This is a genomic window from Streptomyces pacificus, assembly GCF_011766325.1.
GTDB lineage: Bacteria > Actinomycetota > Actinomycetes > Streptomycetales > Streptomycetaceae > Streptomyces > Streptomyces pacificus.
The window spans coordinates 74,113-94,341 of record NZ_BLLG01000004.1; the positions used below are offsets into that span (position 1 = coordinate 74,113).

A 20,229-nucleotide genomic window follows, 5' to 3' on the forward strand; every position below is an offset into this window, starting at 1 on the left:
TACGGCGGGTGGCCGGCATGGGCCGTCAGCCGCACCCGCCGTCCTGCCGGGTTCTTGCGGGCAGCCGCCGCACGCCCTGAGCGCTCTATGTCCGCCGCGGACAAGGACACGCCCCCATCACTACCGAACGGAGCATGCCGGACCTCGCGGACCGGCCCTAGCCTGCGAAGAAGGAAGAAGTGCGTCCGGAAACACCCCCAGGAGCCCTCATGAGCGCAATTCCGCAGGAGCGCCGCGTCGTCACCGCCATCCCCGGCCCCAAGTCGCAGGAGCTGCAGGCCCGCCGCCTCTCCGCGGTCGCGGGCGGCGTGGGCTCCGTGCTGCCGGTGTTCACCGCGCGCGCCGACGGCGGCATCATCGAGGACGTCGACGGCAACCGCCTGATCGACTTCGGGTCCGGTATCGCCGTGACCACCGTGGGCGCCTCCGCCGAGGCCGTCGTGCGCCGTGCTTCCGCGCAGCTCGCGGAGTTCACCCACACCTGCTTCATGGTCACGCCGTACGAGGGCTACGTCGAGGTCTGCGAGGCCCTCGCCGAACTCACCCCGGGCGACCACGCCAAGAAGTCGGCGCTGTTCAACTCCGGCGCCGAGGCGGTCGAGAACGCCGTCAAGATCGCGCGTGCGTACACCGGGCGCCAGGCCGTCGTCGTCTTCGACCACGGCTACCACGGCCGCACCAACCTCACCATGGCGCTGACCGCGAAGAACATGCCGTACAAGAAGGGCTTCGGCCCGTTCGCCCCCGAGGTCTACCGCGTCCCGGTCGCCTACGGCTACCGCTGGCACACCGGCCCGGACAACTGCGGTCCCGAGGCCGCCGCCCAGGCCATCGACCAGATCACCAAGCAGATCGGCCCGGACGGCGTCGCCGCCATCGTCATCGAGCCGGTCCTCGGCGAGGGCGGCTTCATCGAGCCGGCGAAGGGCTTCCTCCCGGCGATCGCACGGTTCGCCGAGGACAACGGCATCGTCTTCGTCGCGGACGAGATCCAGTCCGGCTTCTGCCGCACCGGCCAGTGGTTCGCCTGCGAGGACGAGGGCATCGTCCCGGATCTGATCACCACCGCCAAGGGCATCGCCGGCGGCCTCCCGCTGTCCGCGGTCACCGGCCGCGCCGAGATCATGGACGCCGCGCACGCCGGCGGCCTCGGCGGCACCTACGGCGGCAACCCGGTCGCCTGCGCGGGCGCGCTCGGCGCCATCGAGACGATGCGGGAGCAGGACCTCAACGGCAAGGCCAAGCGCATCGAGGAGGTCATGAAGGGGCGCCTCTCCGCGATGGCGGAGAAGTTCGACGTCATCGGCGACATCCGCGGCAGAGGCGGCATGATCGCGATGGAGCTGGTCAAGGACCGCACCACCAAGGAGCCCGACGCCGAGGCTGCGGGCGCGCTCGCCAGGGCCTGCCACGCCGCGGGTGTCCTCGTGCTCACCTGCGGCACCTACGGCAATGTGCTCCGCTTCCTGCCCCCACTGGTGATCGGCGAGGACCTGCTGAACGAAGGTCTTGACGTCATCGAGGCGGCGCTCGCGGCCGTCTGAGGGGGACGCGCGAGGGGGCCCACGTCACCGCGTGCTCTCTGTGAAGAAGGTGTGGGAGGGCGATGGCGGGATGGCATTCCCGCTGTCGGCCCCTCTCCCGCTGCCGTACGGTTTCAGCAGATGAGAGAGACACCCCGCGCGCAGGAGACTGCGCGCGACTCCAGGGCGCGGCCTCCCCGGCCCCGCTCCGGGCGTGCCTTCGCGCACACCGCCGGGGCCTCGTGCTCCGGTTCTTCTCTCCGATCGGACGGCCGCCCGCCCCAAACCCCCCGGGGCGCGCGGCACACCGATCCTCACGGCCGCCCCGGAACCACCCCCCCTGTTCCGGGGCGGCCGTCCTCCTTGCCCGGACTCCCCGGAATCGGCGGGGCCACCCCCGGAGCCCCGGAATGCCGGGATGCCGGCGTTCACCCGGCCCCCGGAGTTCCCCCGCTCCCCCGGCCCCCCGGGGCCCTGCGCGCCACCGCCATCGTCACAGCGGTGTGCTCCGCCCTCTTCGCTCTGATCACCTGGCAGGTCACTACCCGCGGTCCGCTGCGGGCGCTGGACGAGCACCTCGGGCGCACGGTCGTGGGCGGCGGCCCTCCCCACCTCACCGAGTTCCTCGCCGACCTGGGCAGCCCGGGGGTCGCACTGCCGGTCCTGGCCGCAGCCGCGGTCCTGGCACTGCACCGCCGCCACTGGGTCCCAGCGGCGGCGGTCGTCACCGCCATGGCCCTGGTACCCGCGCTGGTGGCCCCCCTCAAGGTGCTGACGGACCGGGCCGGGCCGCTGACTTTGGAGACGGGGTACTTCCCTTCGGGGCACGCCGCGACCGCGATGGTGGCGTATACCGGGGCCGCCCTCCTCGCCGGCAGACGGCTGGTGCCCGTCGCCGTGCTGCTCACCGTGGGGACGGGCATCGGTCTGGTGCTGCGCGGCTACCACTGGCCGCTGGACGTCCTCGCGAGCTGGTCACTCGCCGGGATGCTGCTGGCCGGTGCGGTCCTGGCGGGCTCCAGGGCGGGAGCCGATGTCCCGCCGCGGCCCCGGGCAGCCGGACCGGTCGCAGCGCGGCGCCTGGTGCGGGTGCTTCGCACAGCGCCGGCGCGTCCGTGCAGCGGGCCCACCCGGTTGGTGCGGGGTGGGCGTCGGAGAGTGATGAGGCGAAGATGACGGCAGCCGGGGCCATGGTTTCCACTCCTTCGCGGCGCAGCTCGGCGCCGTTCGGTACAGGGCCCTGCCGGGCGCTACTGGGTGCAGGGCCTTACCGGGTGCCACCCGGCACCGGGCCTGCCGGTCGCCCCTCGGTGCTGCGCACCGCGCTGCGTGCCGCCGCGCGGTGCGCGTGCCGCTCCGTGGACCGTGCGCTCTTCCGCCGCCGGCCGCTGATGATCTGTCCCGCGACGACGACGATGACGGCGAGGGCGAACACGGCCGTACCGATGACGTTGACCTGAACGGGCGTGCCGCGCTGGGCCGAGCCCCAGACGAACATCGGGAAGGTGACCGTGTTGCCCGAGTTGAAGTTGGTGATGATGAAGTCGTCGAACGAGAGCGCGAAGGCGAGCATCGCGCCCGCGGCGATGCCGGGCGCCGCGATCGGCAGTGTGACCCGCAGGAAGGTCTGCACGGGTCCCGCGTAGAGGTCCTTGGCGGCCTCCTCCAGCCGGGGGTCCATCGACATCACCCGTGCCTTGACCGCCACCACGACGAAACTGAGGCAGAACACGGTGTGCGCGATCAGGATCGTCGTCGGGCCGAGTTCCGCCCCCAGGTTGAGGAAGAGGGTGAGCAGCGAGGCCGCCATGACAACCTCGGGCATCGCCATCGGCAGGAAGATCAGGGAGTTGACCGCCCCGCGGGCCCGGAACCGGTAGCGGACGAGCGCGAAGGCGATCATCGAGCCGAGGGCCGTGGCGCCGGTCGTCGCCCAGAGCGCGATCCACAGCGAGAGGCCGAGCGCGTCGCACATGCCGGAGACGCCGCACGGGTCCTGCCACGCGTGGGTGGAGAACTCCCGCCAGGAGTAGTTGAACCGCCCGGCCGGCTTGTTGAAGGAGAACACCATCACGATGATGTTCGGCAGGACCAGGTACGCCAGTGTGAGCAGGCCGGTGATCACCACCAGGTTGCGGCGTATCCACGTGGTCGACAGTCGCAGCATCAGACGAGGTCCTCCGTACCGGCCCGGCGGATGTAGACCGTCACCACGATCAGCACGACGGCCATGAGGATGAACGACAGCGCGGCCGCGGTCGGGTAGTCGAGCACCCGCAGGAACTGCGACTGGATGACGTTGCCGACCATCCGGGTGCCGGTGGAGCCGAGCAGTTCGGCGTTGACGTAGTCGCCGCTGGCCGGGATGAAGGTCAGCAGCGTCCCGGAGACGACACCCGGCATCGACAGTGGGAACGTCACCTTGCGGAAGACGGTCGACGGCTTGGCGTAGAGGTCCCCGGCCGCCTCGTGGAGCCGCGGGTCGATCCGCTCCAGCGAGGTGTAGAGCGGGAGGATCATGAACGGCAGGAAGTTGTACGTCAGACCGGTGACCACGGCGAGCGGGGTGGCCAGCACCCGGTTCCCCTCGGTCATCCCGAGCCGGCCGGTGATGTCGAGGAAGCCGATGGTGCTGAGGACGTCCACCACCGGTCCGCCGTCCGCGAGGATCGTCTTCCATGCGAGCGTCCGGATCAGGAAGCTGGTGAAGAACGGCGCGATGACCAGCACCAGCAGCAGATTGCGCCAGCGCCCCGCCTTGAACGCGATGAGGTACGCCAGCGGATAGCCGAGCAGCAGGCACAGGGTCGTGGCCGTGCCCGCGTACAGCACCGACCGCAGGAACTGCGGGTAGTACTCGCCGAGCGCGTCCCGGTAGGTCCGGAAGTGCCAGGTGACCTCGAAGCCCTCTTCCAGCGAGCCGGTCTGCACGGAGGTCGACGCCTGGTAGACGAGCGGCAGCGCGAAGAAGACCAGCAGCCACAGGATGCCCGGCAGCAGCAGCCAGTACGGCACGAGCTTGCGGCGCACCGGCTGCTTGCGCGGCAGCGGGCCGGCGGGGGCGGGCGAGCCGGGTGGGGCCTCGGTGACGGTCATGCCGTCTCCTCCACCGTCTCCGTGCCCGCGTCGATGTCCATGGCGGCGTCGAGGCCGAACGTGTGCTCGGGGTTCCAGTGCAGGACGACCTCGGCGCCGGGGACGAGGCGCGGGTCCCGCTCGACGTTCTGCACGTACACCTCCAGCTCCGGGCAGACCGGGCTGTCGACGACGAACTGGGTGGAGGCGCCGATGAAACCGGAGTCGGCGATCTTCCCGGTGCACCGGTTGCGCCCCTCGGCCATGCCGCCGGCGTCGTCGGCGTGCGCCAGGGAGATCTTCTCGGGGCGGACACCGACGAGGAGTTTGCCGCCGGTGCGGGGCAGCGTCGCGCAGCGGGCCGTGGGCAGCCGCAGTACGGCGTCGGCCGCGATCACCACCACCTCGCCGTCCGCGGCCCCGGCGACCTCGGCCTCGATGAGGTTGGAGGTGCCGAGGAAGTTGGCGACGAACGTCGTCCGCGGGTTCTCGTAGAGGTCGGCGGGCGCCCCCAGCTGCTCGACCCGGCCGCCGTTCATCACCGCGACCTCGTCGGCCATGGTCATGGCCTCCTCCTGGTCGTGGGTGACATGGACGAAGGTGATGCCGACCTCGGTCTGGATGCGCTTGAGTTCCCGTTGCATCTGGCGGCGCAGTTTCAGGTCGAGGGCGCCGAGCGGCTCGTCCAGCAGCAGTACCTGGGGGTGGTTGATGAGCGCCCGGGCGACGGCGACGCGCTGCTGCTGGCCGCCGGAGAGCCGGTGGGGCCTGTGTCCGGCCTTGTCGCCGAGCTGGACGAGTTCCAGCATCTCGTCGACCTGCTTCTGCACGGACTTGATGCCGCGGCGGCGGAGACCGAAGGCGACGTTCTCCTGGATGGTCAGGTGCGGGAAGAGGGCGTAGCTCTGGAAGACGGTGTTGACCGGCCGTTTGTACGGCGGGAGGCCGGTGACGTCCCGGCCGCCGAGGAAGACGGAGCCGGTGGTCGGGTCCTCCAGTCCGGCGATCATCCGCAGGGTGGTGGTCTTGCCGCAGCCGGAGGCACCGAGCAGGGCGAAGAACGAGCCCTCGGGCACGGTCAGGTCCAGCGGGTGCACGGCGGTGAACGAGCCGTAGGTCTTGCTGATCCCGGTGAGGCGGACGTCTCCGCCCGCTGTGTTGTCAGTCATGGAGCGCGGTCCCAGGTGTCGAGAGGGGAGCGGGGAAGCAGGAAGGGTCAGGCGCCGATGAGCTTGGCGAACTTCTCTTCGTAGGCCGTCTCTTCCTCGCTGCTGAGCGAGCGGAAGGCATGGGCCTTCGCGGCCATGGCCTTGTCCGGGAGGATCAGCGTGTTCTCGGCGAGTGCCGGGTCGATCCTGGCGAGTTCGGGGCCGACGCCCTCGACCGGGCAGACGTAGTTGATGTAGGCGGCGAGCCGGGCCGCCACCGGGGGCTCGTAGTAGTAGTCGATGAGCTTCTCGGCGTTGGCCTTGTGCCGGGCCTTCGCCGGGACCAGCAGGTTGTCGCTGGAGGTCAGGTAGCCGGCGTCGGGGACGACGAACTGGATGTCGGGGTTGTCCACCCGGAGCTGGACGAGGTCCCCGGCCCAGGCCAGACAGGCGGCGATGTCGCCCTTGTCCAGGTCGGAGGTGTAGTCGTTGCCGGTGAAGCGGCGGATCTGCCGGGTGTCGACGGCCTGCTGGATCTTGGCTATCGCCGCGTCGTAGTCGTCGCCGGTGACCTTCCCGGGGTCCTTGCCCATGTCGAGCAGGGTCATCCCGACGGTGTCGCGCATCTCGGAGAGGCAGGCGACCCGGCCGCGCAGCGCCCTGTCCTCCAGCAGTTGGGAGACGCTCTCGATCCTCCGGCCCCCGGTCGCCCCGGAGTTGTAGGCGATGACGGTGGAGATACCGGCCCAGGGGTAGGAGTAGGCCCGCCCGGGGTCCCAGTCGGGGCTGCGGAACTGCGGCGACAGATGGGCGTAGGCGTTCGGCAGGTGGGCGGGGTCGAGCTTCTGCGCCCAGCCGAGGCGGATCATGCGGGCCGCGAGCCAGTCGGTGACGTTGATCAGGTCGCGCCCGGTGTCCTGGCCGGCGGCGAGCTGCGGCCGGATCTTGCCGAAGAACTCGACGTTGTCGTTGATGTCCTCGGTGTACGTGACGCTGATCCCGGTGCGCCGGGTGAAGGCGTCGAGGGTGGGGTGGCCCTTCTCGTCCTCGCTGATGTCGATGTACTGCGTCCAGTTGGAGAAGGCGATCCGCTTCTCCTCGGCCGAGCGGTCGTCGGAGGCCGCGGCCCCCCCGCCCGCGCGAGAGGCGGGCGGGATTCCGCACGCGTTCAGCGCGCCGATGCCGCCCATGGCGAGCGCGCCTGTGCCCGTCGCACGCAGCAGGGAGCGGCGGGACAGCGCGCCCCGGCCACTGCTCAGGCTCCGCCGCACCGCGGCCAGCTGGACCTCCGAGAGGTGTTCGGGCTGGTACTGCTTCATGCGCTGTGCTGCCTTCCGGGAGGGGCCGCCGCCGGTCGTGCGGCCGAGGCTGCTACCGGTCTCCGAAGACCGTGCGGTGCCGGTCCTCAGGCGCGGGTGGCCGCGGTGCAGTGCCGGCCGCTGTTGATCAGCGCGCCGGCGACAGCCCCGTGGACGGCGGCGCCGAGGTCCGCGTCGTCGAACACCGCGAACGGGGCCTGCCGCCGAGTTCCCGACGGAGCCGCTTGACGGTGGCCGCGGCGACCTCGGCGACCCGCTTGCCGACGGGCGTCGAGCCGGTGAACGAGGCCATGGCCACGTCGGGGTGGCCGACCAGGTGCTCGCCCGCCTCCCCGCCGGTACCGCCGGACGAAGTGAGGCGCCCCGCCCGGTCGTCTCCGGGTCGGGCGACGCGGGGAGAGCGGAGGAGCGGACGGCGTGGAGAGAGAGGAGGAGCGGGCGGCGCGGGGGTCGCCGCCCGGTTCAGCGCATCGCCGCGGCGCCGGTGAGCACCGTCGCCGCGGGATCTCCGGACCCGTCGCCGAACTCCCGGTCGTTGGCGATCACCCAGATCAGCAGGCCGAGGAACGCCGCGCCGACCACGATGCCGACAGCGCCGAGAATGATCCCGGCGAGGGCCATCCCGCCGTTGTTCGCCTCCCCCCGCCGGGCACGGGCGCGCCCGATGAAGCCGAAGACCAGTGCCAGGACACCGAGGGCGATCCCGAGCCCGTACAGGCAGAAACCGGCGACGGCGACGATGCCGAGCACCAGCGCGGTGATCCCCATGCCGTTCGCCGGGGCCGGTGCCCAGCCGCCGGTTCCGAAGCCGGGGTGGCCCGGGAATCCGGCGTACCCGCCGTACGGCCATCCCGCCGGAGTGCCGGGCGCCCCGTACGGCGCGCCGGCGGGATGGCCGTACGTCCCCGGCGCGGCCTGCCCGGGTCCGCCCGGGGCGATCGGCGGCGGGGGGAGGGCTCCCCCGTCACCTCCGGCGCCCGCCCCGGCACCGGGAGCCGCGAACGGGTCACCGCCCGGCACCGAGGTCACGGTCGGCCGGTCGTGGGCACCGGGAGCGCCGCCCCCCGGCGTGCCGCCGCTGCCCGGCCCACCCCGTTTGCTCCAGTCCACCCCGTCCTGCGGGGTGCGGTGCTCGGAAGGAGCCCAGGGATTCTCGTGGCCGTTCCCGTCCGGCCGCCGGCCGCTCTCGTCTGGCATGAGCCTCCCCCATCGTGGTCCTGTCATGCTACGGGCCCGCTTCGCGCGGGCCCGCCCCGCATACGATGATCCCTGACCGGCACGGACAGCACACTCGGAGGACCCGGTGACCGACCTGCTTCCCTTCATCGAGGGCCTGCCCAAGGCCGAGCTCCACGTCCACCACGTGGGCTCGGCGTCACCGCGCATCGTGTCCGAGCTGGCGGCCCGGCATCCTGACTCCCGGGTCCCCGTCGACCCGGGAGAGCTCGCCGAGTTCTTCTCCTTCACCGACTTCGCGCACTTCATCGAGATCTATCTGTCGGTCGTGGACCTGGTCCGCACCCCCGACGACGTCCGGCTGCTGACGTTCGAGGTCGCCCGGGACATGGCCCGGCAGAACATCCGGTACGCGGAGCTCACCGTGACCCCGTTCAGCTCGACCCGCCGCGGCATCCCCGAGCAGGGGTTCATGGAGGCGATCGAGGACGCCCGCAAGGCGGCCGAGGCCGAACTGGGCGTCATCTTGCGCTGGTGCTTCGACATACCCGGCGAGGCGGGCCTCGACGCCGCGGAGGAGACCGCCCGGCTCGCCGTCGACCTGCGCCCCGAGGGGCTGGTGTCGTTCGGCCTCGGCGGGCCGGAGGTCGGCGTGCCCCGGCCGCAGTTCAAGCCGTACTTCGACCGCGCCATCGCCGCCGGGCTGCGGTCCGTTCCGCACGCCGGCGAGACGACGGGCCCGGGGACCATCTGGGACGCGCTGAACGACCTGCGGGCCGAGCGCATCGGACACGGCACCAGCGCCCCTCAGGACCCGGAACTGCTGGCGCACCTGGCCGAGCGGCGGATCCCGCTGGAGGTCTGCCCGACCTCCAACGTCGCCACCCGGGCCGTCGCCGCACTCGACGAGCACCCCCTCAGGGAGATGGTCGCCGCGGGCGTGCTCGTCACCGTCAACAGCGACGATCCGCCGATGTTCGGGACCGACCTCAACAACGAGTACGCGGTGGCCGCCCGGCTGCTGGACCTCGACGAACGGGGCGTGGCCGCCCTCGCCGGGAACGCCGTGGAGGCGTCGTTCCTCGACCCGGCGGGGAAGGCGCGGATCACGGGCGAGATCGACGCGTACACCGAGCAGTGGCTCGCGAAGTGAGGCACGGCCGATGCGCGCCGTCACGGCCGTAGGGCATCGCGGCGACCCGTATGTCGCACGCGAGAACACCCTGCCCTCGCTGCGCGCGGCGATCGAGCGGGGCGCGGATGCCGTGGAGGTCGACGTCCGGCTGACCGGTGACGGTGTGCCCGTACTGCTCCACGACGGCAGCCTCAAGCGCCTCTGGGGCCACGACCGGCCGCTGTCCGGGCTCTCCGAGGCGCGGCTCACGGAGCTGACCGGCGGCGGAGTGCCCACGCTCGCCGCGGCCCTGGCCGCGGCGAGCGGCCATCGCCTCATGCTGGACCTGCCGGGCGCGGACGCGTCGTCGGCGCGAAGAGTCGTCGGCGCGGTCCGCGAGGGGGGCGCCGCCGACCGGGTCTACTACACGGGCGGTCCGGCCGGCATGCTGGCCGTGCGGGACGCCGACCCGGACGCGGAGATCGCGCTGACCTGGACCACATGCGCACCACCGCGTCCCGTGCTGCTCGCGTCGCTGCGGCCGCGCTGGCTCAACTACCGCTTCGGCCTGGTGAGCCGGGACCTGGCCGACGAGGTCCATGCGCAGGGCTATCTGCTGTCGGTGTGGACGGCTGACACCCGTGCGGCGATGCGCCGGCTGGTGGACCGCGGGGTCGACTCGATCACCACCAACCGGGTGGACGCGCTGACCCGCGTCCTCCGCGGCCCCCGGACCGGCAGAGCCCGGCAGGGGCAGGCGCGCTGAGCAGGGCCGGAGCGAGGGCCCTGAGCGCCGGTCGCCCCGCCCGCGCGGAACGGGGTTCCGCGACCTCGCGGTGACAGGTCCCGCCGGCGGTACCGGCGGGACGGCTGTGCACGGCCGCGACGGCGATGCGCACCCGAGCGGGCCTCGCCCAGACCGGCGGCCGCAACGGGACCCCGGACCGCGCCGGACCGCGGGTCACGGCGCCATGGGCCCGTTCCCTCGCTTCGTGGAGCCCGCCGCTCCACGAAGAGGTGCGGGCGGGCGCCCGCCGCCCGCACCTCCGGGCGTCGCAGGAGAGCGGCGAGTCCCCGGGCGGCGTACCGGGTCCCCCGTCGCAGGAGCGGCGAGGGGACTCGGGCCGCGGCCACCGGGGCGGCTCCCCGGCGGCCGGGTACGGATCCCGCGGGAGGGGCGCCCGCCCGGGGGTCCGGCTACGCGTCGAGGGACGTCATCACGTGCTTGATGCGCGTGTAGTCGTCGAAGCCGTACGCCGACAGGTCCTTGCCGTAGCCGGACTTCTTGAAGCCGCCGTGCGGCATCTCCGCGACCAGCGGGATGTGGGTGTTGATCCACACGCAGCCGAAGTCCAGCGCCCTGGACATGCGCATCGCGCGGGCGTGGTCCCTGGTCCAGACCGACGAAGCGAGGGCGTACTCCACGCCGTTCGCGTACGCGACGGCCTGGGTCTCGTCGGTGAACGACTGGACCGTGATGACCGGGCCGAAGACCTCCTGCTGGACGATCTCGTCGTCCTGCTTGAGACCGGAGACGACCGTCGGAGCGTAGAAGTAGCCCTTGTCGCCGACGCGCCGGCCGCCGGCCTCGACCTTCGCATGGGCCGGGAGCCGGTCGACGAAGCCGGAGACCTGGCGCAGCTGGTTCTCGTTGTTGAGCGGGCCGAACAGCACGTCCTCGTCGTCGGGCATGCCGGTCTTCGTCTCCTGCGCGGCCTTGGCCAGCGCGCTCACGAACTCGTCGTGGATGGACTCCTGCACCAGTACGCGGGTCGCGGCCGTGCAGTCCTGCCCGGCGTTGAAGAAGCCGGCGACGGAGATGTCCTCGACGGCCTTCGCGATGTCGGTGTCCTCGAACACGACGACCGGCGCCTTGCCGCCCAGTTCCAGGTGCACCCGCTTGAGGTCCTTCGACGCCGACTCCGCGACCTGCATGCCGGCCCGTACCGAACCGGTGATGGAGGCCATCGCCGGGACCGGGTGCTCGACCATCGTCCGGCCGGTGTCGCGGTCGCCGCAGATGACGTTGAAGACGCCCTTCGGCACGATCGAGCCGATGATCTCGGCGATCAGTACGGTGGACGCCGGGGTGGTGTCCGACGGCTTGAGCACCACGGTGTTGCCCGCGGCAAGGGCCGGCGCGAACTTCCAGACCGCCATCATCATCGGGTAGTTCCACGGGGCGACCTGGGCGCAGACGCCGACCGGCTCACGGCGCACGATGGAGGTGAACCCCTCCATGTACTCGCCCGCCGAGCGGCCCTCCAGCATCCGGGCAGCGCCCGCGAAGAAGCGGATCTGGTCGACCATGGGAGGGATCTCTTCGCTGCGGGTGAGCCCGAGCGGCTTGCCGGTGTTCTCCGACTCGGCCGCGATCAGTTCCTCGGCCCGCTCCTCGACGGCGTCCGCGATCTTCAGCAGGGCCCTCTGGCGCTCCGCGGGCGTGGTGTCGCGCCAGCCGGGGAACGCCGCGGCGGCGGCGGCCATGGCGGCGTCCACGTCCGCCCGGCCGGACAGGGGGGAGGTCGCGTACGCCTCGCCCGTGGCCGGGTTGACCACCTCGATGGTCCGCCCGTCAGCGGCGTCCCGGAACTCTCCGTCGATGTAGTTGCGCAGACGACGCAGTTCGGTGGTCACAGCCACCCCTCCTCAGTTGTCCGATGGGTGAGACACCCCCACACTACGCGGCACAGACTAGCCCGACGAGCGACGCTTTCGACAGGCCCGACACCACTCGACTTCGGAATCGGTGATTTTCCCCTCACCAAACAACGGATTTCATCGCTCGAAGGTTGCAGAATCCACGACTCCCGTGCACAGTGTGCTCGTGGCAAGTCGAAGCGCGGACTCCAGGACCGGGGGCGGCACCTCCCCCACGATCGACGCCGTCTCCCTGGCGATCATCGAACAGCTGCAGGAGGACGGCCGCCGTCCCTACGCCGCCATCGGCAAGGCGGTCGGCCTGTCCGAGGCGGCCGTCCGGCAGCGCGTCCAGAAGCTGCTCGACCAGGGCGTGATGCAGATCGTCGCCGTCACAGACCCGCTCACCGTGGGTCTGCGGCGCCAGGCGATGGTCGGAATCAACGTCGAGGGCGACCTGGACCCGGTGGCGGACGCCCTCACCGCCATGCCCGAGTGCGAGTACGTCGTCATGACTGCGGGCTCTTTCGACCTGATGGTGGAGATCGTCTGCGAGGACGACGACCACCTGCTTGACGTGATCAACCGGCGCATCCGCACCCTCCCCGGTGTGCGCTCCACCGAGAGCTTCGTCTACCTCAAGCTCAAGAAGCAGACCTATATGTGGGGAATCCGATAGCCGTGAGCAAGGACCGCAGCGCCCTCTCCCAGTCCGCCTACGACCACCTGTGGATGCACTTCACCCGCATGTCGTCGTACGAGAGCTCTCCCGTGCCCACCATCGTGCGCGGTGAGGGCACCTACATCTACGACGACCGGGGCAAGCGCTACCTCGACGGCCTCGCCGGCCTGTTCGTGGTCCAGGCGGGCCACGGCCGCCGGGAGCTGGCGGAGGTGGCCGCCCGGCAGGCCGAGGAACTCGCCTTCTTCCCCGTGTGGTCCTACGCCCACCCGAAGGCGATCGAACTGGCCGAGCGGCTCGCCGGCGAGGCCCCCGGCGACCTCAGCAAGGTCTTCTTCACCACCGGCGGCGGCGAGGCGGTCGAGACCGCCTGGAAGCTCGCCAAGCAGTACTTCAAGCTCATCGGCAAGCCCACCAAGTACAAGGTGGTCTCCCGCGCGGTCGCCTACCACGGCACCCCGCAGGGCGCCCTGTCCCTCACCGGCCTGCCGGGGCTCAAGGCCCCGTTCGAGCCGCTGGTGCCGGGTGCCCACAAGGTCCCGAACACCAACATCTACCGCGCGCCGCTGCACGGCGACGACCCCGAGGCCTTCGGCCGCTGGGCCGCAGACCAGATCGAGCAGCAGATCCTCTTCGAGGGCCCCGACACCGTCGCCGCGGTCTTCCTGGAGCCCGTGCAGAACGCCGGCGGCTGCTTCCCCCCGCCCCCCGGCTACTTCCAGCGGGTCCGCGAGATATGCGACCGGTACGACGTGCTGCTGGTCTCCGACGAGGTCATCTGCGCCTTCGGCCGCCTGGGCAAGACCTTCGCCTGCGACAAGTTCGGCTATGTGCCGGACATGATCACCTGCGCCAAGGGCATGACCTCGGGCTACTCCCCGATCGGCGCCTGCATCGTCTCCGACCGGCTCGCCGAGCCGTTCTACCAGGGCGACAACACCTTCCTGCACGGCTACACCTTCGGCGGCCACCCGGTCTCCGCGGCCGTCGGCCTCGCCAACCTCGACCTGTTCGAGCGCGAGAAGCTCAACCGGCACGTCCTGGACAACGAGGGCGCGTTCCTCTCGACGCTCCGGAAGCTCCACGACCTGCCGATCGTCGGCGACGTCCGCGGCAACGGCTTCTTCTACGGCATCGAACTCGTGAAGGACAAGAACACCAAGGAGTCCTTCAACGAGGAGGAGACCGAACGGGTCCTCTACGGCTTCCTCTCCAAGGCGCTGTTCGACGCCGGCCTCTACTGCCGCGCCGACGACCGCGGCGACCCGGTCGTCCAGCTCGCCCCGCCGCTGGTCTCCACCCAGCAGACCTTCGACGAGATGGAGCAGATCCTGCGCGGTGTCCTCGCCGAGGCCTGGTCGAAGCTGTAGAGGCCGCAGAGACCGCAGAGGCCGGAGAAGCCGCAGGACCGGGCCCCCGACCACCACACCGGCCGCCGGGTGGCGCGCCCCGACGCCCGGCAACCGGCGCTCGCGGCCCGGACACCTCTCTTCGGGTGAGAAGGGGGACGTCCGGGCCGCGTGCCGTGCCCGTACCCGGCCCCGAGTCCCTACGGTGCTGTGACCGATCGGCATCGGGGCCGTTCGCCCGTACGGCGGAACGGAAACCCACGGATCTGAACCGAGGTGCACGCCATGGTGGTCCCGCCGGACAACGATGTGCTGTGGGCGAGGTCCCTGAACCACGACTTCGGCGGCTCTCCCGCCCTCCGCGGAGTCTCCCTCGGAGTGCGCGAGGGCGAGATCCTGGCCGTCAACGGCCCGCGCGGCAGCGGCAAGACGACCCTGCTGCGCTGCCTCTCCGGCCAGATCGTGCCACAGCAGGGCGAGGTGTGGTTCCACAGCACACCCGTCCACACCATGGGGGCACTGAACCGCGAGCGGCTGCGGCGCGAGCACTTCGGCTGGATCGGCCCGGAGCCCCGGCTGGTGCCCGAACTGACCGCCTGGGAGAACACGGCACTGCCGCTGCTGCTGCGCGGCTCCTCCCACCGCAAGGCCAGGACCGCCGCCCTGGAGTGGATGGAACGGCTCGACATCGGCCGCTGCGCCCGCAAGCGCCCCCGGGCCCTGCTGCAGTCGCAACGGCAGCGGGTCGCTCTCGCCCGCGCCCTGCTCACCACCCCCGCCGTGCTGTTCGCCGACGAGCCGACCGCGACGCTGCACAGCGCCGACCGGGCCCAGGTCCTGCGCACCCTCACCACGGCAGCCCGGTCCCACCGCATCGCCCTCGTGCTCGCGAGCCATGACCCAGAGGTCGCCACCCTCGCCGACCGCGCTGTGACGCTCATGGACGGCCGACGGGTCACCCCGGTGCAGGACGCCGGCACGGAAGGCCGGGCCGAGTGCTCGCTCTCCGTCTGAGCCGCGGCTCACACCCACTGGCCCTGCTGCGCCGCCTCCTGGTGGCGGCGGCCTCGGCGGGCGTCGGCTTCCTCCTCCTGTGCACGCTGTCCTACGCCGTGTCCGGCCCGCACCCCGCCGACCCGGCGGCGCGGCGGCTGGCCTGGTGCCTCGCCCCCCTGGCGGCCACCGTCCAGTTCGCCGTCGCGGTGGCGCGTACCGATCCGGGCACGCGGCCGCGTCAGGGCCTGTCCGCCGTCGGGCTGGGGCCGGTGCGGATGAGCGCGCTGGCCGCCGCGTCCACCGCCGTGTCCGGTGTCCTCGGCAGCGCGGTGGCGCTGCTCTGCTTCCTGCACCTGCGCGGCGACCTGAGCGGAACACCGTTCGACGGCGACGCGGCGGAACTGCTCGCGGCCGGCGTGCCGCTGCCGCTGGGGGCGGCGTTCCTGCTCCTCGCGCTCGTCCCGGTCCTCGGGGCCGGCGCGGCCGCGCTCGCACTCCACCGGCCCCGCAGAAGGACCGGCGAACTCCCCGGCGACGGGACCGGGCACGCCGAGGAGCCTCCCACCGGCCTCCCCTGGGGGGTGGCGCTGGCGGCCGTCGGCGTCGCGGTCCAGGCATCCACGGTCCGGGGCGCGGAGGGGGCGGGCGGTGCCCCCGGCGGGGTGCTCGCGGGCTGGGCACTGACCGCGGTGGGGCTCGCGATGGCCGGCCCCGGCATCGTCCATCTGTGCGGGCGGCTCCTGCAGTCCGTACGGCCCGGAGCGATGCGCCTGCTCGCGGGGCGGGCGCTCATGGACGACTCACACCGGATCGGCCGCCCGCTCGGAGTCGTCTGCGCCGTGGTGTCCGCACTGATCGCGGCGTCCGCGCTCGGCGGCGAACGAGCGCAGCCCCTCGGCCCGCTGACCGCTCTCGGGGCGACGCTCGTCGCGGCCTGCACCGTGGCCGCTCTGCTCATGTCGGCCGTGGAGGCGCGGGGGGCCAGGGCGGACACCCGGAAGGGCCTGCGGGAACTGGGCGCCTCCCCGGTCCTGCTGCAGGCCACCGCGCTGCTCCGGGCCGTGGTCCTGCTCGCGGTCTTCGCTCCGCTCACCTGGGCGGTGGCGGAACTGGCGGCCCTGCCGCTGCGCCGCTGACACCCGGGGTGGGGCGGACCGCCCGGGACATATCGCGGCAGCCGTGCCGAACAGGCTCCCGCCGCGGGCTGGCCGGGCAGAGGCCCGGGACGGCAGCCGGGCCGATCAGCCGCCGTCGCCGGGCCGCAGGACCACCACGTCCCCGGCGGCGAACACGGCCCCGACCTCCGCCCCCGGCTCCGGCGCGTCGCCGACCCCGCACTCGGCCTCCAGCGGCGGCGCACCGTGCGGCCGCAGCCGCACCGCGACGTGGTGGCCCCGGAAGGTCAGCGACTCCACCACGCACGGCAGTCCCGCGCAGCTCGGCCCGATGCGTACCGCGGACGGCCGCACCAGCAGCCGGCACGCCCCCTGCGGGGAGCCTGCGGGAACGGGGACGCCGCCCCAGGGGGTGGCGGCGGTGCCACCGGTCACCGTCGCCGGCACCACGTTGGCGAAGCCCAGGAACCGGGCGACGAACTCGGAGGCGGGCCGCTGCCACACGTCCCGGGGGGTGCCCGACTGGGCGACGCGCCCGTCCCGCATGACCACGACCCGGTCGGCGAGCGCGAACGCCTCCCCCTGGTCATGGGTGACGGCGAGCACCGTCGTGCCCAGCCGGCGGAACACCGCGCGCAGTTCGACGACGAGCCGTTCCCTGAGGGTGCGATCGAGCTGGCCAAGCGGCTCGTCGAGCATCAGCAGCCGGGGACGGGGCGCCAGTGCACGGGCGAGGGCGACGCGCTGCTGCTCGCCCCCGGACAACTCGCCCACGGCCCGCCTCGCGGCGCCGGGGAGGCCGACCAGCTCCAGCAACTCCTCCACCCGCAGCCTCCGCTCCCCCTTCGGTACGCCGTGCATCCGCAGGCCGAAGGCGACGTTGCCGCCGACGTCGCGCTGCGGGAAGAGCTGGTGGTCCTGGAACATCAGGCCCACTCCGCGCCGGTGCACCGGCACTCCGGCCTGGTCGGCGCCGCCGAGCAGGACCCGGCCGCCGTCCAGCGGCTGCAGTCCCGCGACGGCCCGCAGCAGGGTCGACTTGCCGCTGCCGCTCGGCCCGAGGACGCACACGAGTTCGTGGTCGGCCACCTCCAGATCCACCGCGTCCAGCGCGGCCCGCCGCCCGAAGCGTACGGTCGCGCCCTCGAGCACCAGCATCAGAACTCCCCTGCGGAACGGTCGGGGCGGAGCCGGTCGAGCAGCAGCAGGGCCGCCGCGCAGACCAGCATGAGGATCGTCGAAAGCGCCATCGCCTGACCGTAGTTGAGTTCGCCGGGTCGGCCGAGGAGCCGGGCCACGGCGACGGGGAGCGTCGGGTTGTCCGGCCGGGCGATGAAGACGGTGGCGCCGAACTCGCCGAGCGAGACGGCGAAGGCGAAGCCGGCGGCGACGAGCAGCGCGCGGCGCACCAGCGGCAGGTCGACCTCGCGCCATGCGCGCAGCGGTGAGGCACCCAGCACGGCCGCGGCCTCCCGCAGCCGTGCGTCGACGGCCCGCAGCACGGGCAGCATCGTGCGTACGACGAACGGCACCCCCACGAGCGCCTGGGCCAGCGGCACCAGGATCCAGGAAGTGCGCAGGTCGAGGGGTGGTTCGTCGAGAGTGATGAGGAACCCGAAGCCCACGGTGACGGCGGAGACTCCGAGCGGCAGCATCAGCAGCGCGTCGAAGCCGCGGACGACCCGGCCCGCCGCGGAGGCCTTCCCGGAGGCGGTCCGGGGGAGGGCGAGCGCCGCGGCCGCGAGAGAGCCGACGAGGAGCGCGATGGCGGTGGCGGCGAGCGCGTACTGGAGGGAGTTCCACACGGCCTGGAGCGGGGGGACGAGGAAGGTGCCGCCGCTCGCCTCGGCCGACTGCAGGGCGCGGTAGTAGACGAGGCCGTACCCGCCGGGGCCGTCGAACGACCGCTGCACCAGCACCGCGAGCGGTGCCGCGATCAGCAGCCCCACGGTGGCCAGCACGGAGCCGAGCAGCGCCCGCTGAGCGGCGCCCCTCGGGCGGTGCGCGGTGTGCGACGGGTCGACGAGCCGCAGCGCGGTCTCCCGGCGCCGCACGGTCCGGGCGTGCACGGCGAGGATCGCGCCCACGGCGGCGAACTGCACCAGGGTCAGCACCGCGGCCGTGGACAGGTCCAGCACCTGGGCGGTCTGCCGGTAGATCTCCACCTCGAGCGTGCTGTACGCCGGGCCGCCGAGGATCTGCACCACCCCGAACGAGGTGAAGGTGAAGAGGAACACCATCAGTGCCGCGGCGGCCACGGCCGGGGCCAGCGCGGGCAGTGTGACGCGCCGCCAGGCCGTGAGGCGGCCCGCGCCGAGCACCCGGGCGGCCTCCTCCTGGCGGGGGTCGAGCTGGGCCCACAGCCCGCCGACGGTCCGCACCACCACGGCGTAGTTGAAGAACACATGAGCGAGGAGGATCGCCCAGACCGTGGTGTCGAGCCGTACGCCCCACAGGGCGTCGAGGAGCCCGCCGCGGCCCAGGAGGGCCAGGAAGGCGGTACCGGCGACGACGGTGGGCAGCACGAACGGCACGGTGACGACCGCCCGCAGGAGTTGCTTCCCGGGGAAGTCGAGGCGGGCCAGGACGTAGGCGCCGGGCAGCGCGATCAGCAGGGTCAGCAAGGTGGAGGCGAGAGCCTGCCAGAGGGTGAACCAGAGCACCCCGAGGATGTCGGAACGGCCGGCGACCTCGGCGATCCGGCCGAGGTGCCAGGAGTCCCCCACCCGCAGCCCGCGGCCGACGATCGAGAGCACGGGATAGGCGAAGAACAGGGTGAAGAACGCGACCGGCAGGGCCAGCAGGGCTGCCCGTACCGCGGCCCCGCGCGGGGACGCCTTCCCGCGCCAGGGGTTCCTCCCGCGCGGGCCGGCGTCCCCGGCGGGCGCCTCGGCTACCTCAGGACGAGCGAGGACCACGACTGGATCCACTGGTCGCGGTTCTCGGCGATCTTCTCCGGAGCCATCGTCCGCGGCTCGGCGATCACCTCGCCGAACTCGGTGAACAGCGGGGGCAGCTCCGCGTCCTCGGCCACCGGGTTCACGAACATGGTGAGCGGCACGTCCTCCTGGAACCTCTTGCTGATCAGGAAGTCCAGCAGGGCCTTGCCGCCGGCCTCGTTCCCGGCTCCCGCGAGCAGGCCCGCTGCCTCGACCTGGCGGAAGCAGGTGCCGGTGGAGACACCGGTCGGCGCCGTCTTCGGCCGGGGCTCGGCGTACAGCACCTCGACCGGGGGGCTGGAGGCGTACGAGACGACCAGCGGCCGGTCGCCCTTGGCCGCCCGGCCGCCCGCGGAACCGGAGAACTCCTGGTTGTAGGCGATCTCCCAGCTGTCGACGACCTTCACACCGTTCGCCCGCAGCTTCTTCCAGTAGTCCTGCCAGCCGTCGTCCCCGTAGGCGGCGGCGGTGCCGAGGAGGAAGCCGAGGCCCGGCGAGGAGCGCTCGGGGTTCTCGACGACCAGAAGGTCCCGGTACGCGGGCTCGGCGAGGTCGTCGAGGGTCTGCGGCGGGGCGAGCCCGCGGTCGTCGAAGTACGTCCTGTCGTAGTTGACGCAGATGTCGCCGCTGTCGACCGGCGTGACCCGGTGCTTGCCGGGGTCGAGCCGGACGGCCTCGGGGACCCGCTCCAGTCCCGCGGCCTCGTACGGAATGAAGAGGTCGTTGCCGAGGGCCCGGGAGAGCGTGGTGTTGTCGACGCCGAAGAACACGTCGCCCTGCGGGGAGCCCTTGGTGAGGATCTCCTTGTTGAGCGCCTCGACGGCGTCTCCGCTCTTCAGCACCTTGACCGTGTAGCCGGTCTCCTCGGTGAACTCCTCGAGCACGTCCGGCGAGGCGTTGAAGGAGTCGTGGCTGACCAGCGTCACGGTCCTGGAGCCGCTGCCGTCCGCCCCCGTGGAGCCGTCCCCCGAGCCGCCTGCGCAGGCGGCGAGGGTACTCGCGCCGAGCACCGCGGCCAGCGCGGTGACGGCGATCTTCTTGGTGGTGCTCACTGATTCCTCCTGGGCGCGACCAGGAAGAGACGCGGCCCTGCCCGGCCGCGGGACCTCGGGGATCCGGCGACCGGGCAGGGCGCAACAGCTTGAGTCTCGTC

15 protein-coding genes and 3 pseudogenes are annotated in these 20,229 nt (G+C 72.4%); 8 read left to right on the top strand and 10 right to left on the bottom strand.

Translation table 11 applies throughout. The annotated features are described in order from the left end of the window. Positions 1–209: 209 nt before the first annotated feature. Positions 210–1,544: a 4-aminobutyrate--2-oxoglutarate transaminase gene (gabT, locus tag SCWH03_RS07800; protein WP_173263435.1), complete on the top strand. Its 1,335-nt coding sequence runs from the start codon at positions 210–212 to the stop codon at positions 1,542–1,544. A gap of 120 nt (positions 1,545–1,664) precedes the next feature. Next, a pseudogene (locus SCWH03_RS29830) lies at positions 1,665–2,519 on the top strand (phosphatase PAP2 family protein); the annotation flags it as partial. A 364-nt stretch (positions 2,520–2,883) separates the two neighbouring features. Here SCWH03_RS29830 and SCWH03_RS07810 read toward each other — a convergent pair. The 6 genes and pseudogenes from SCWH03_RS07810 to SCWH03_RS07835 form a co-directional block, all read right to left on the bottom strand. Continuing rightward, positions 2,884–3,690 (bottom strand): annotated as a pseudogene (locus SCWH03_RS07810) (ABC transporter permease); the annotation flags it as partial. Further along, the gene (locus tag SCWH03_RS07815) at positions 3,690–4,619 is read right to left on the bottom strand and encodes an ABC transporter permease (RefSeq protein ID WP_173263437.1); all 930 of its coding nucleotides are present in this window, start codon (positions 4,617–4,619) and stop codon (positions 3,690–3,692) included. The pseudogene SCWH03_RS07810 and the gene SCWH03_RS07815, both read right to left, overlap by 1 nt. Next, complete coding sequence (locus tag SCWH03_RS07820; RefSeq protein WP_173263438.1) at positions 4,616–5,767, bottom strand: ABC transporter ATP-binding protein; 1,152 nt, start codon at positions 5,765–5,767, stop codon at positions 4,616–4,618. The genes SCWH03_RS07815 and SCWH03_RS07820 overlap by 4 nt, the downstream gene beginning before the upstream one ends. A gap of 47 nt (positions 5,768–5,814) precedes the next feature. Continuing rightward, on the bottom strand, positions 5,815–7,065 hold the full coding sequence (locus SCWH03_RS07825) for a polyamine ABC transporter substrate-binding protein (protein WP_173263439.1): 1,251 nt from the start codon (positions 7,063–7,065) through the stop codon (positions 5,815–5,817). Positions 7,066–7,154: 89 nt separating this feature from the next. Further along, positions 7,155–7,408: pseudogene (locus tag SCWH03_RS07830) on the bottom strand (aldehyde dehydrogenase family protein); the annotation flags it as partial. Between the two features lie 119 nt (positions 7,409–7,527). Continuing rightward, the gene (locus SCWH03_RS07835; RefSeq protein ID WP_173263440.1) at positions 7,528–8,262 is read right to left on the bottom strand and encodes a DUF4190 domain-containing protein; all 735 of its coding nucleotides are present in this window, start codon (positions 8,260–8,262) and stop codon (positions 7,528–7,530) included. A 106-nt stretch (positions 8,263–8,368) separates the two neighbouring features. On the opposite strand from SCWH03_RS07835, the gene SCWH03_RS07840 reads away from it, so the two are divergent. Then, positions 8,369–9,394 (top strand): adenosine deaminase, encoded by a 1,026-nt coding sequence (locus SCWH03_RS07840; protein WP_173263441.1) that lies wholly within the window; start codon positions 8,369–8,371, stop codon positions 9,392–9,394. A 10-nt stretch (positions 9,395–9,404) separates the two neighbouring features. After that, positions 9,405–10,121 (top strand): glycerophosphodiester phosphodiesterase, encoded by a 717-nt coding sequence (locus SCWH03_RS07845; protein ID WP_173263442.1) that lies wholly within the window; start codon positions 9,405–9,407, stop codon positions 10,119–10,121. 431 nt (positions 10,122–10,552) lie between these two features. On the opposite strand, the gene SCWH03_RS07850 is transcribed toward SCWH03_RS07845, so the two are convergent. Further along, positions 10,553–11,992: a gamma-aminobutyraldehyde dehydrogenase gene (locus SCWH03_RS07850; RefSeq protein ID WP_173263443.1), complete on the bottom strand. Its 1,440-nt coding sequence runs from the start codon at positions 11,990–11,992 to the stop codon at positions 10,553–10,555. A 190-nt stretch (positions 11,993–12,182) separates the two neighbouring features. Between SCWH03_RS07850 and SCWH03_RS07855 the strand changes: the two genes are divergently transcribed. From SCWH03_RS07855 to SCWH03_RS07870, 4 genes are all read left to right on the top strand, one after another. After that, positions 12,183–12,674 (top strand): Lrp/AsnC family transcriptional regulator, encoded by a 492-nt coding sequence (locus SCWH03_RS07855; protein ID WP_173263444.1) that lies wholly within the window; start codon positions 12,183–12,185, stop codon positions 12,672–12,674. Further along, on the top strand, positions 12,659–14,047 hold the full coding sequence (locus SCWH03_RS07860) for an aspartate aminotransferase family protein (RefSeq protein ID WP_173263445.1): 1,389 nt from the start codon (positions 12,659–12,661) through the stop codon (positions 14,045–14,047). Before SCWH03_RS07855 ends, SCWH03_RS07860 begins: the two co-directional genes overlap by 16 nt. A gap of 264 nt (positions 14,048–14,311) precedes the next feature. Beyond that, positions 14,312–15,040: an ABC transporter ATP-binding protein gene (locus SCWH03_RS07865; RefSeq protein ID WP_173263446.1), complete on the top strand. Its 729-nt coding sequence runs from the start codon at positions 14,312–14,314 to the stop codon at positions 15,038–15,040. Further along, positions 15,022–16,158, top strand: coding sequence for a hypothetical protein (locus SCWH03_RS07870; RefSeq protein ID WP_173263447.1), 1,137 nt, complete (start codon positions 15,022–15,024; stop codon positions 16,156–16,158). The genes SCWH03_RS07865 and SCWH03_RS07870 overlap by 19 nt, the downstream gene beginning before the upstream one ends. A 105-nt stretch (positions 16,159–16,263) precedes the next feature. Here the strand turns inward: SCWH03_RS07870 and SCWH03_RS07875 are convergent, their stop codons facing one another. Genes SCWH03_RS07875 through SCWH03_RS07885 form a run of 3 tightly spaced genes read right to left on the bottom strand, consistent with a single transcriptional unit; the run spans position 16,264 to position 20,128 of the window. Beyond that, positions 16,264–17,295 (bottom strand): ABC transporter ATP-binding protein, encoded by a 1,032-nt coding sequence (locus SCWH03_RS07875; RefSeq protein ID WP_173263448.1) that lies wholly within the window; start codon positions 17,293–17,295, stop codon positions 16,264–16,266. Then, positions 17,295–19,055, bottom strand: a complete 1,761-nt coding sequence (locus SCWH03_RS07880) for an ABC transporter permease (RefSeq protein WP_371872637.1) — start codon at positions 19,053–19,055, stop codon at positions 17,295–17,297. The genes SCWH03_RS07875 and SCWH03_RS07880 overlap by 1 nt, the downstream gene beginning before the upstream one ends. After that, a complete protein-coding gene (locus tag SCWH03_RS07885; RefSeq protein ID WP_173263449.1) occupies positions 19,031–20,128 on the bottom strand; it encodes a thiamine ABC transporter substrate-binding protein in 1,098 nt (365 codons plus the stop codon). Before SCWH03_RS07885 ends, SCWH03_RS07880 begins: the two co-directional genes overlap by 25 nt. Positions 20,129–20,229: the final 101 nt, after the last annotated feature.

Bases quoted from the DNA above. Each gene is read 5' to 3' on its own strand.
- SCWH03_RS07845 (WP_173263442.1), top strand. From the start codon at position 9,405: ATGCGCGCCGTCACGGCCGTAGGGCATCGCGGCGACCCGTATGTCGCA.
- SCWH03_RS07865 (WP_173263446.1), top strand. From the start codon at position 14,312: ATGGTGGTCCCGCCGGACAACGATGTGCTGTGGGCGAGGTCCCTGAAC.
- SCWH03_RS07835 (WP_173263440.1), bottom strand. From the start codon at position 8,262: ATGCCAGACGAGAGCGGCCGGCGGCCGGACGGGAACGGCCACGAGAAT.
- SCWH03_RS07820 (WP_173263438.1), bottom strand. From the start codon at position 5,767: ATGACTGACAACACAGCGGGCGGAGACGTCCGCCTCACCGGGATCAGC.
- SCWH03_RS07875 (WP_173263448.1), bottom strand. From the start codon at position 17,295: ATGCTGGTGCTCGAGGGCGCGACCGTACGCTTCGGGCGGCGGGCCGCG.
- SCWH03_RS07815 (WP_173263437.1), bottom strand. From the start codon at position 4,619: ATGACCGTCACCGAGGCCCCACCCGGCTCGCCCGCCCCCGCCGGCCCG.
- SCWH03_RS07825 (WP_173263439.1), bottom strand. From the start codon at position 7,065: ATGAAGCAGTACCAGCCCGAACACCTCTCGGAGGTCCAGCTGGCCGCG.
- gabT (WP_173263435.1), top strand. From the start codon at position 210: ATGAGCGCAATTCCGCAGGAGCGCCGCGTCGTCACCGCCATCCCCGGC.